Raw genomic sequence first — 11,951 nt, forward strand, 5'->3', positions numbered from 1 at the left:
TTACTTCCCTCCTTGAGCATTAGCAGCTGGTTGAGTTGCTGGAGAAACCGTGTCCGTACCAGCTTGATCATCTGCCCCAATATAACGATATGTTTTTGCTTTAACTGAGTAATTAATCACAGGAATATCTGATTTCTTTTGTATATCAGGTTTAGCTTCTACAACAAAATCATGTAGCGTTACGATTCGAGGTAACGCAGCAATCCCCGTAACGAACGCGCCAAATGCATGATAATCACCCGTTGCCTCAATGCTTATTGGTTGCTCAATAAAGAATTCTTGCTTAACTTCACTCTCTAAACGGATATTTTTAAATTTCAGACCAGAATTCACGCCTGTTAGGTTAATATCTTCAACCAAACTTGGGATTTCTGTTTCTTTTGGAAGCTGTTCAAGCTGTTGATTAAAATTCGCTTCCATTTCTTGTAATTGTGCTTGGTATTGCTGCAAGTTTCTTAATTTCGAGTCCTTCTCTCTAAACTCGTTTAATAAGCTTTGCTCTTTAGCTTGCGCATTTGCAATCGATTCAAGCTGAGATTTAATGACGACGAAATAACCAAGCGCCACCACCGCCAAGAAAACGAAAATCCAGCATGTAATTTTAACTGACAGAGGCCAACTGCCGTAGTTGTTCATATCCAACGTGTTAAATTGTTGGAAGAACTGCTCTACTGTCATTTTCTTTTTCTTGACTACAACATCTTGATTGAGGTCATTTAGTTCTTCTTGACTCATTGTGCACCTCCAGCCGTTGCAGAAGCAGCTGTTTCCGCTGATGGGTCAACTTCCGTCACTGCCCCAATCTCCCCTAAATCAACTGTTACAACAAAGCTTCCATAGTTTTCCTCGACTCGAGGAACTAAAGAGCTAGCCGTTTTATCTTTTTTCTCTTCGGCCGCTAAGAATGAATTCATAAATGCATTGCGATACCAAGGAGATGCTTCCAAATTACGCAACAATTCAGCAACTGTATTTGGGCTTTCCGCTTTTCCTTCAATCGTGAATTTATCGCCCGTTCTTGTGAACTTGGTTAAATACATCGTAGGTGGTGTAACCCGAACCAGTTCGTCTACCAATCTTACAGTTACAGGACGTTGACCTTGCAATCCTTGAATGAGCTTCATACGCTCAATAATTGCATTACGGCGTTCTTGCAAACCTTCTAATGATTTTAACTGAGTATCTAGATTTTGATTGGTACTTACAATTAATTGATTCGCTTGCTCTTGATCATCCAATTTTTGATCAAAATAAACCCAACCTGAGAATATTGATGCCACACCTAAAGCAGCAACGCCAACACACAAAGCGACAAACTGTTTCTTTCTTTGTTCTCTTAGCTCATCACGCCAAGGGAGTAAGTTAATCTTTGCCATTAATCAAAACTCCTCAATGCTAGACCACATGCCACCATCAAAGAGGAAGCATCATTTTCTATTTTTTTAATGTCAATTTGGGGAGAAAAGCCCATTTGTAAGAATGGGTTAGCAATCGTAACGCGATAACCTAATTTTTGCTGCAAAAGCTTCGCTAAGCCAGGAATATTGGCATTACCACCAGCCAATAAAATATGATCAATTTCATTGAATTGTGATGATGAGAAGAAAAATTGCAGTGAGCGTGCAGCTTGCTGCACAACCGCATCAAGGAAAGGTTCCAAAACCTCAGTGTCATAATCATCTGGGAGCGATCTTTCTTTTTTTGCCCGACCCGCTTCTTCAAATGACAAACCGTAGCGGTTTTGCACATCCTGGGTAAGCTGGCGACCACCAAATACTTGCTCACGCGTATAAATGATTTTACCTTTTTGCATCACAGATAAAGTTGTCATGGTATGACCAATATCTAGAATGCCGACAGTATTCGCACCCATTGGAAGCGTATCAGAAAACACACTAAAAGCTCGTTCCATTGCATAACTTTCAACTTCAGCAATTTTTGCTGTTAAGTTCGCAAGTTCAAGAACTTCGACACGCGTGTCAACATTTTCTGTTCGGGTAGCAACTAATAGGACGTTAACGCGATTGGGATTTGGCAATTTATCAGGCAGAACCTCAAAATCAAGGCTCACCTCATCTAATGGAAACGGAATGTACTGTTCAGCATCCATACGAATTTGCACTTCACGCTCTTCATCTGACATATCAGCATCCATCTCAATGATCTTATTAATCACCATTGATGTTGGAATTGCGATTGCCACATTGGTAGTGTGAGGGTTCGCTAAATTGACAACACGCTCAAGGGCATCACCAACTGCTTCAGGATTAAGAATGCTTTTTTCGACGACACTGTTTTCTGGCAGCGGCATCAACGCATAACTTTCAACCCAATATCTACCGTTCTTTACAGAGAGCTCCAATAACTTAACAGTTGTCGAACTAATATCGACCCCTACTAACCCCTTATTTGGTTTACGATATAACCTGAGCACAGTACTTTCCTATTTATTTTTTTATCCCCAAAAATACAACATACTAATTTGTTTTGGTCTTTAATTTATACGGATACAATAACTCATCTAACAATCCGCATGTCTAAAGGATATACTGACCACAATTAGTTTGCCATTCGCTCTTATTAAAACTTACTTATTATGAAAAAGCTATCCAGTTCTGGCATTGTTCGCCCATTTTTTTTGATGCTTATTATTATCTTAGTCTCACTTCCTATGGGATTTTATGGCATGTATCTCTATCTTGCACCATCTTTGCCAGATATGAGTTCTCTAAAAAAAGCGCCATTACTGAAACCATTGCAGGTATATACAGCTGATAATAAGTTAATCGCGGAATATGGTGGCAAACTATCAATACCAGTAAAGTATGAGCAAATTCCCCCAACATTTATCCATGCATTTCTAGCAGCGGAAGACTCTTCTTTTTTTGAGCATAATGGCATTAGCTTCAAAGGCCTTGGTCGCGCAGTCACTGAATCAATTACTGGATCCGATGTCCAAACTGGTGGCTCAACGATCACCATGCAAGTTGCGAAGAACTATTATTTAAGCCCAGACCGTACATTAAGACGCAAACTAACAGAAGTTTTCCTTGCACGAAAAATTGAACAAAACCTAACAAAACAAGAAATTCTCACCGCTTACGTCAATAAAATTTTCTTAGGAAAAAATGCTTACGGTATCGCAGCAGCTGCTCGAATCTACTACAACAAAAATATAAATGAACTAACAACAGCACAAATGGCAATGATCGCTGGATTGCCTAAAGCACCATCAAAGTATAATCCTGTTGTAAATCCTGAACGAGCACTTGAACGTCGTAATTGGATTTTAGGTCGTATGTTGCAGCTTGGTTATATCAATCAAACCCAATATCAAAAAGCTGTTGCTGAACCAATTAGTTTAAACATGGTGGATCGTTCAGTCAGTAACGTATTTCCCTATGTAGGTGAAATGGTTCGTGCTGAGCTTGTTGAACATTTTGGCGCTCAAGCAATCGACTCTGGCTATAAGGTTTATACTACGATTGATAGCAAACGTCAGCGCTATGCAGAACAATCAATTCAAGATGGCCTTGAAGCTTATGATCGTCGTCATGGCTGGCGTGGCCCTGAAGCTCATGATAAACCACTTAATCAGTTCATGGCATATGCCAACACCTACCCCGCACAAGTTGTAAAAGTAAAGAGCAACTCCTTTGATGCTTTGATGCAAGATGGTTCAACAGTCACCGTGAATTGGTCAGGTATGTCATGGGTGCGTCCTTATCGTAATGCCAATAGCGTTGGCGGTGCGCCATCCAATGCTTCTCAAATTGTTAAAGTTAAAGATATTATTCGCTTACGACCAAATGAAAATAAAACCGTGTGGTCTTTAGTTCAAGTTCCAAAAGTTCAAGGACAATTGATTGCATTAAATCCAAATGATGGTTCAATTGAAGCAATCGTAGGTGGATATAATTTCTATCAAACAAAATTTAATCGTGCTTTACAAGGCTGGAGACAGCCTGGTTCAACCATTAAACCATTTGTCTATGCATTAGCATTAGAGCGCGGCATGACACCATTTAGCATGGTGAATGACAGTCCCATTACGATTGGCAAATGGTCTCCTCGAAACTCTGATGGTCGCTATCTCGGTATGATTCCGCTACGTCGTGCATTGTATTTATCTCGAAATACAGTCTCTGTGCGCTTATTACAGAATGTAGGAATCGAAAGAGCTCGCCAATTATTTATGGATTTTGGCTTACAGGATGATCAAATTCCACGCAACTACACGATTGCGCTCGGTACACCTCAAGTTCTTCCAGTGCAAATGGCAACAGGTTATGCAACCTTTGCAAATGGCGGCTATCGTATACAGCCTCATTTCATCAAAAGAATTGAGGACAATAATGGCAATATCATTTATGAAGCTAAGCCTGAATATGCATGTATTCCATGCATCAGCGACTCAAATGCTTATAACCAAGCACAAGACACCAACCAAGATGATGAAACACAAGAGATCACCAATGAAAGCTTAGAGAACGCTCTAGCATCATCAGAAACTCAAGCGACAGATGCAAATCCTGATCAATTACTCAAGACCAATAGCAATTACAAACAAGCTCAAAGAATTTTAAAATCCAGTTCAGCTTATGATATGGCAAATATCCTACATGACGTAATTCAGCGTGGTACAGGTCGTGCTGCACTCAAAATTGGACGAGATGATTTAGGTGGTAAAACAGGAACAACCAATGATGCGAAAGATGCTTGGTTCGCAGGCTTTAATGGCAAGCTCGTCGCGATTGCTTGGGTTGGATTTGATCAACCTCGAACATTAGGTCGTCGTGAATATGGTGGCGTTGCTGCACTACCTATTTGGTCGAACTTTATGGCGAAGTCACTTGCAGGCACGCCGTCTACATGGGTCCGTTTTGATAAAGATGCAAGCGCACCAATCTCTCGTGATGAATTACAAGTTCAACAAAGCGAGGATCAAAAAGTTTATCGAGCATCTCCACCTTTAGCACGTCCTCTCTATCGCCCTGCGCCAGTCGTCCCAACACGTTCGATAGATAATGATTTCTCAGACTTACCCGGCACAGCGCCTACAGCTGATGAACAAATTATTGTTCCCTCAAAAAAACAACCACCTGCTCTAGGTACGGAACCTCAAAGCCCAACACCAAAGAAAGAAAGAGATAATATAGAAAACCTCATCAAACAAATCCAATAAGCTAAAAAGCCATCAAATTGATGGCTTTTTTCTTTTTTGAAATAGATAAATCTGAAAAGCGGCAATTACCGTGAATACTGAATTCTGCTCTAACAACATCCGTCGTTCGGGATTGGTTTTATAAGCATAAGGCGTCATTGCGATTAAGTTCTTTAAGGCCATTTGATCCAAACTTAACGGCGCTTCAATCACTTGCTCTTGTATTAACTCAAACTCAGCTTCAAGTTGCTCAACAAACTTATGAGGCTCATGTAAATTTACCTGTTCAAATAAAGCAGCTCTTAAATCATATAAATGCTTAGGTGCAGGCGTTACAACAATTAAATGTCCACCATGATTTAAAACTCGAGCAATTTCTGCTTGAGGAATTGGACTAAATAAACTCGTACAAACATCAACACAATGATTTTGAACGGGCAATGTTGCACCTGTTCCAACAATCCATGTTACTTTGGAATTTAGTTTTGCTGCACGTTGTACCGCTGTTTTAGCAATATCAACACCAATACAATCGTTAGCAACCGTTTGCATCGCATCGGTATAATAACCCTCACCACAGCCAATATCTAAAATTGCTTTTGGTTTAAGCTGCTGAAGTATCTCAACAACCGCTTGCTGTAATGGCTGGTAATAACCTGCTTGTAAAAATTCACGGCGCGCTAATACAGATTCAGCAGTATCACCCGGTGTCTTACTATGTTTGTGTTGAACCACATGAAGATTTACATAACCTTGTTTGGCCACATCATAGCTATGTCCTTGTTCACATCGCCATGTATTCTCCGCCAAATTCAACGATTGGCGACAAACAGGACACATCAACAAACTCATCTATTTTCTCCAAACATAAAAAAAAGCTGGTCATCACCAGCTCTTTTCTCGAATCTTGGCTTAACGTAATTTTAACGTCATCAACCCTAACACAACGAGGAAAATGGTAATAATCCAAAAGCGGATTACGACTTGTGTTTCTTTCCAACCTTGCTTTTCATAATGATGATGTAACGGTGCCATTAAGAATACACGTTTATTTCGCATACGTAATGAACCGATTTGCAAGAATACAGAAACAGCCTCCATGACAAATACACCGCCCATAATTGCAAAGACAATTTCTTGACGAACCATCACCGCAATCGTACCAAGCATTGCGCCAAGCGCTAAAGCTCCGACATCACCCATAAAGACTTGTGCAGGATGCGCATTGTACCAAAGGAAAGCAAGACCCGCTCCGATCATTGCAGAGCAAATCACTACAAGCTCAGAGGTATATTTAACGTATGGAATATGCAAATAATTCGCAAAACGAATGTCACCAGATAAATAAGCAAAAACGCCCAAGCCTGCTGCAACCATAACGATTGGCATAATCGCCAAACCATCTAGGCCATCCGTCAGGTTAACCGCATTTGATGCACCATTAATCACAAGATAAGTGAAAACAATAAATGCTAAACCCAGCGGCACAACAGATAGAGGAATCGACAAATTCTTAAAGAAAGGAATCAGCAAATCCAGCATATTCGCCGTATGTACGGCACTATCCTGCTGTTTCGCAATCACATATAAGGCAATACCCGCTCCCAGAGATGCCACCGAAGTCCAAAAAAACTTCTTACGTGCGGGCAAGCCGGCATTATCTTTATAACGGACTTTAATCCAGTCATCGGCCCAACCCACCGCACCAAACACCACCATTACACCAAGCACGATCCAGACATATGGATTGGATAAATCAGCCCACAATAGGGTACTGATCCCGATAGAGAGCAAAATGAGGATCCCGCCCATGGTTGGGGTACCCATTTTTTTGGCATGGTTTTCTGGCGCAAAAGAGCTCACAGCCTGACCATATTTTAATGCCTGTAATTTACGAATCATGACTGGACCTAAAACCAGTCCGATCGTCAGAGCAGTCAGCAAGCTCAACAAAGAGCGCAACGTTAAATAACGAACAACCTGAAACGAACTGTTATAGTCCGCCAATTGCTCAAATAACCATAACAACATTTAAATTTTCTCCATCAAGTCAGCCATCAACGTTTCCATATGGGTATAACGAGACCCTTTAAACAGGAAACTCATGGACTGGGGTTGATGTGTTTGGACTAAATTAATTAAGAATGGTAATGCATCTGCTTGAGATGCAAAGGCATGCAGTTTTGCAGAATCTGTCGCACCTTGTTGTGCAGCTGTAGCAAACTCACCAACAACAACCAAATGATCTAATGGTTGACCCACTAAATCTCGACCTAGATCATGATGCTCTTGCCAGCTACTTTCACCGAGTTCACCAATATCCCCCATCACCATGACTTTCAAACCTTGTTGCTGCAATAATACTTGTGCAGCCGCACGCATTGATGTTGGGTTCGCATTGTAAGTATCATCAATGAAAAGATGATTTTGATGTTGGATAAAGTTCAAACGACCTTTAGCACCCTGCGCTTGCTCTAAGCCCTCTACAATCTGATCAAGCTCAACCCCGATCGCGAGTGCAAATGCTGCGGCAGCAGCTGCGTTTTGCACATTATGCATCCCTGCAAAAGGTAAGTTCACTGCACGAACACCTTGTGGCGTATGCAAATTAAATTGTGCTGATTGAGGATGTAGTACGATATCCGTAGCAAATACATCACCGCCTTCGCCAAAACTTAAGATTTGATGTCCTTGCGCATTGAGACGAATGGTTGCACTAAAATCATCATATGCAGGAACAATCGCAGTTCCATGATCCAAAATATGCGCATAGATTTCTGATTTAGCACGACAGATCCCTTCTCGACCACCAAATTCACCCAGATGCGCTGTACCAATATTTAAAATTCCAGCCACATGTGGTTGAACTAGATTTGAGGTGTAATCAATTTCACATTGATGACTAGCACCTAACTCCATCACAGCAAATTGATGGTCTTGACGTAACTCAAGTAACATCATTGGCACACCCAAATCATTATTTAGATTGCCACGCGTGATCAGTGTCGGTGCCAAACGAGATAAAATACTGCCCAACATTTCTTTGGTCGTGGTTTTACCACTACTACCTGTGAGTGCAATCACTTTCAACTGCTGATTCTGTTGACGACGATATGCGCCCAAATGTCCAAGCGCTAATCGTGTATCTTTAACGATGAGCTGTGCAATTTCTGCATCGACTGGACGCTCTACAATGGCAATTTGACAACCTTGTGCAACCACTTGATCGACAAAATTGTGTGCATCAAATCGCTCGCCTTTTAAAGCAAGAAAGACATCTCCAGCTTCGGCATGACGTGAATCTGTCAGAATACGTTTAACTTCACCTTGTGGGATTTTGGCATTATGCCATTCACCGTGGGTTGCTTGTTGTAATTGTTCAGCTGTCCATGGTTCTAATGGAACGGTACTCGTCGTTGATGTATGCATACTTGTTATTACCTTTGAATCCTATTGTGCAGGATAAGCTGAATCTACTGCATGTGGCTGTGCTGCAATTGCTGATTGCACCTCAACCACATCATCAAACCAATGACGAACCCCATCAATTTCCTGATAGTTTTCATGTCCCTTCCCAGCGATCACCACAATGTCACCAGCCTGTGCTTGAGCAACAACAAACTTAATCGCTTCACGGCGATCATGAATCTCATGCATGGTATGTTGTGCAAAATGAATACCTTGTTTCATATCCGCAAAAATTTGCTCTGGATTTTCCGTGCGCGGATTATCCGAGGTCAAAATCACAGGATTAGCATGATCTAAAGCCGCCTGAGTCATCAACGGACGTTTACCGCGATCTCGATCTCCACCACAGCCAAAGACCGCCCAAAGCTGCCCATTTACATGACGTTTTAATGTAGTTAATACTTGAATCAAGGCATCTGGAGTATGAGCATAATCGACAACAAACAATCGTTCATCATCTTGGATGACTTGCATACGTCCTGGCGCGCCTTGTAATTGCGGAACAAATTGAACCAACTGATCCAAAGCAAAACCAGCACACTCCGCTGCAATCAAACTCGCCAATAAGTTTTCGACATTAAAATGTCCTAGTAATGGACTTTGTACGGCATAACAACCTGTTGGCGAAATTAAACTAAAACTCGCCCCACTCAAACGATATTGCAAATCAGCAATATGATAATCAGCAGAAGCCTGCGTTAAAGAATAGGTGAGAATTTTCGGTTGAGATGGATTAGTTTTAGCGGCATCCAACATTATATTTGCATGCGCATCATCCAAGTTGATCACAACAGCTTTGAGTGTTTTAAATTTAAATAATCGCGCTTTCGCTTCTGCATAAGCCTCTAAAGTACCGTGATAATCCAAATGATCGCGGCTTAAATTACTATACACCGCAATTTCAAGATCACAGCCATTTAAACGCCCTTGCTCCAGTCCATGTGAACTGGCTTCTAACGCAACAAAACTCGCACCTTGTTTTGCATAATCATGTAGTGCACTTTGCAGTTGTAATGCATCAAGTGTCGTGTGGGTTGATGGTGTTAAATTCGGTAAAATACCATTACCAGTCGTTCCCATCACAGCACAACCGTGATGTTGTGACGTAATTAACTCAGCGATTAAACGAGAAATTGTTGTTTTGCCATTGGTTCCTGTGACCGCAATACCACGTAAGGGCTGCGTAGGATCAGTCAACTGCAAATACTGCTTCTGCCATCCACCTATTAGATCACGAACTTCCGAACAAACCCATTCTTTCTCGATCCCTAGAGCTGCTTCACTAATGACAATTAAAGCTCCAGCATCCAAGGCATTTTGCGCAAATTGAAGTGTTTTCTCAGGCTGACTAAAACTATTTAAGGCGATAAAAATATGCCCTGCCTCAACCTTACGACTGTCAAGGCAGAAGCCTTGAAAGGGCTGTGTATACCAAGCCGCATCTATGCTGATCGGATGTATCTGTTGAAAACTAATCGACATAATTTACCTACGGGTTGGGTTTAATAGAAGTATCTAGTGGTTTATCTAAAGGCACATTTAATAGGCGCAACGACTCTTGCATAATTCTTGCAAATACAGGCGCTGCAACAAGACCACCATAGTAGCGACCTTGTGGATTTTCAACGACGACTATCATCGCTAAACGCGGGTCACTGACAGGGGCTACCCCAGCAAAAAGTGCACGATATTCAGTATTTGAATAACCTTTTCGGTCTGCGCGTAGCTTATGCGCTGTACCTGTTTTACCACCAACACGATAACCTGGGATCACCGCTTGCTTCGCCGTACCGCCTGGCATCGTCACTTGTTCAAGCATCAACAACACTTCATCAGCGATTTTAGGTGATAAGACTTGTGTTCCTTCAGGTGCTTTGTCTAGCTTTCGTAGACTCAGTGGCATCTCAACGCCATGATTGGCCAGCATCGCATAACCTTGTGCAACTTGAAGGATCGTGGCATTCAAACCATAACCATACGCCATCGTCCCGAGCTGAGAAGGGTTGATCTTATCCGCTGGATAGAGCAAACCTGCACTCTCACCCGGAAATTTCACATCCGAACGATGACCAAAACCAACGCGTCTAAAGAAAGAAGGAATGGTATCTTTTGGCAAAGATAGTGCAATCTTTGCTGAACCAACGTTTGAAGATTTAACAATGACGCCTGTAACAGTTAAAGCACCATAGTTATGCGTATCACGAATTGTATGCCAACCCAATTTCATTGAACCCGGTGCAGTATTAACGATAGTGTTTGGTGTGTATTTTCCACTTTCTAATGCCGCTGCAATAGTAAATGGTTTCATCGTCGAACCCGGCTCAAACATATCAATTGCGCCACGGTTACGCATCGCATCTTTATTGCTGAGGCCATTTTTATCATTTGGATTGTAAGACGGCCAACTGGTCATCGCCAGAATTTCACCCGTCTTTACATCCACGGCAATTGCAGTTGCAGAACGAGCATTATTCGCCACGCCTGCAGCTGTGAGTTCACGATACATGATGTATTGTAAACGCGAGTCGATACTCAGGGTAATATTTTCTCCAGACTCAACTTCCTTGATCACTTCAGAAACTTTTAAACGGTTGCCTTTCTTGTCACGAATGATTTTTTGCTCGCCATCCACACCTGACAATTGTTTATTCAACTGCATTTCCAAACCTTCAATTCCGCGTCCTTCACTGTTGGTTAGACCAATGATTTGAGCGTTTGGTTGAGGTTGTGGGTAATAACGCTTATAACTTTTTTCTGCGTATACACCTTGGAAATTACGCTTAGTAATTAAATCAGCTTGCTGCGGCGGCACTTCTTTTTGCAGTACCAAATAGCGCGAGCGTTGACGATCATTCATTTGCTTTCGAAGTGACTGGCGATCAATACCTACTGCATCTGCCAACTCATCTAAATTTAGATTTTTATCAGGCAACTGACGTTTCAATTTACGATTGGTTGGATCTTTCTTTAACTCTTCAGTGATCTCATCAAATTGCTTTTTCGCTTCCCAATAATCTCTTGGGTCAATCACAATCTTCATGATCGGTGTACTGATTGCCAAAGGCACACCATGACGGTCACTAATCACGCCACGCATTGCCTCTAAACGCTCTGTACGAAGAATATTGGCATTCGCTTTATTCTGTAAAAAATCCTTATTCACAACTTGCACATAAAAGGCACGCGCAACCAACACCACAAAGCAAAGGAGCACAACACCCCAGAGCAAATAAAATCGCCACATATCGAGAGCAAGGGTTGGTTTTTCCGAAATGGATTGCTGTTTTTTTCGTATTGGTTTGCTTCGCTTATCTGCCAT

Annotated in this window: 9 protein-coding genes; 1 reads left to right on the forward strand and 8 read right to left on the reverse strand. The window is 41.7% G+C overall.

Features of this window, described 5'->3' with window-relative positions; genetic code table 11:
* From ACT4_RS06200 to ACT4_RS06210, 3 genes are read right to left on the reverse strand one after another with little or no spacing between them, the layout of a single operon-like run.
* Positions 1–735 (reverse strand): type 4a pilus biogenesis protein PilO, encoded by a 735-nt coding sequence (locus ACT4_RS06200; RefSeq protein ID WP_007480736.1) that lies wholly within the window; start codon positions 733–735, stop codon positions 1–3.
* Positions 732–1,376, reverse strand: coding sequence for a PilN domain-containing protein (locus ACT4_RS06205; protein ID WP_004877833.1), 645 nt, complete (start codon positions 1,374–1,376; stop codon positions 732–734). Before ACT4_RS06205 ends, ACT4_RS06200 begins: the two co-directional genes overlap by 4 nt.
* Positions 1,376–2,434, reverse strand: coding sequence for a pilus assembly protein PilM (locus ACT4_RS06210; protein ID WP_004877835.1), 1,059 nt, complete (start codon positions 2,432–2,434; stop codon positions 1,376–1,378). The genes ACT4_RS06205 and ACT4_RS06210 overlap by 1 nt, the downstream gene beginning before the upstream one ends.
* A 162-nt stretch (positions 2,435–2,596) precedes the next feature.
* Here ACT4_RS06210 and ponA point away from each other — a divergent pair, with 162 nt between their 5' ends.
* On the forward strand, positions 2,597–5,185 hold the full coding sequence (gene ponA, locus ACT4_RS06215) for a penicillin-binding protein PBP1a (protein WP_034604691.1): 2,589 nt from the start codon (positions 2,597–2,599) through the stop codon (positions 5,183–5,185).
* Positions 5,186–5,197: 12 nt separating this feature from the next.
* On the opposite strand, the gene ACT4_RS06220 is transcribed toward ponA, so the two are convergent.
* The 5 genes from ACT4_RS06220 to ftsI are packed head-to-tail and all read right to left on the reverse strand — an operon-like array spanning position 5,198 to position 11,951.
* A complete protein-coding gene (locus ACT4_RS06220) occupies positions 5,198–6,016 on the reverse strand; it encodes a putative RNA methyltransferase (RefSeq protein WP_004877838.1) in 819 nt (272 codons plus the stop codon).
* A gap of 60 nt (positions 6,017–6,076) precedes the next feature.
* Positions 6,077–7,195, reverse strand: coding sequence for a phospho-N-acetylmuramoyl-pentapeptide-transferase (gene mraY / locus ACT4_RS06225; protein WP_007480741.1), 1,119 nt, complete (start codon positions 7,193–7,195; stop codon positions 6,077–6,079).
* Positions 7,196–8,593 carry a UDP-N-acetylmuramoyl-tripeptide--D-alanyl-D-alanine ligase gene (gene murF, locus ACT4_RS06230; protein ID WP_007480743.1) on the reverse strand — a complete coding sequence of 466 codons (1,398 nt, stop codon included), beginning with the start codon at positions 8,591–8,593 and terminating at the stop codon, positions 7,196–7,198.
* Between the two features lie 21 nt (positions 8,594–8,614).
* Positions 8,615–10,114 (reverse strand): UDP-N-acetylmuramoyl-L-alanyl-D-glutamate--2,6-diaminopimelate ligase, encoded by a 1,500-nt coding sequence (locus tag ACT4_RS06235; protein WP_007480745.1) that lies wholly within the window; start codon positions 10,112–10,114, stop codon positions 8,615–8,617.
* Between the two features lie 7 nt (positions 10,115–10,121).
* Entirely contained in the window at positions 10,122–11,951 is a 1,830-nt protein-coding gene (gene ftsI / locus ACT4_RS06240) for a penicillin-binding protein PBP3 (protein ID WP_004877850.1), read from the reverse strand.

Source organism: Acinetobacter sp. NBRC 100985 (assembly GCF_000241225.1).
Lineage (GTDB): Bacteria > Pseudomonadota > Gammaproteobacteria > Pseudomonadales > Moraxellaceae > Acinetobacter > Acinetobacter venetianus.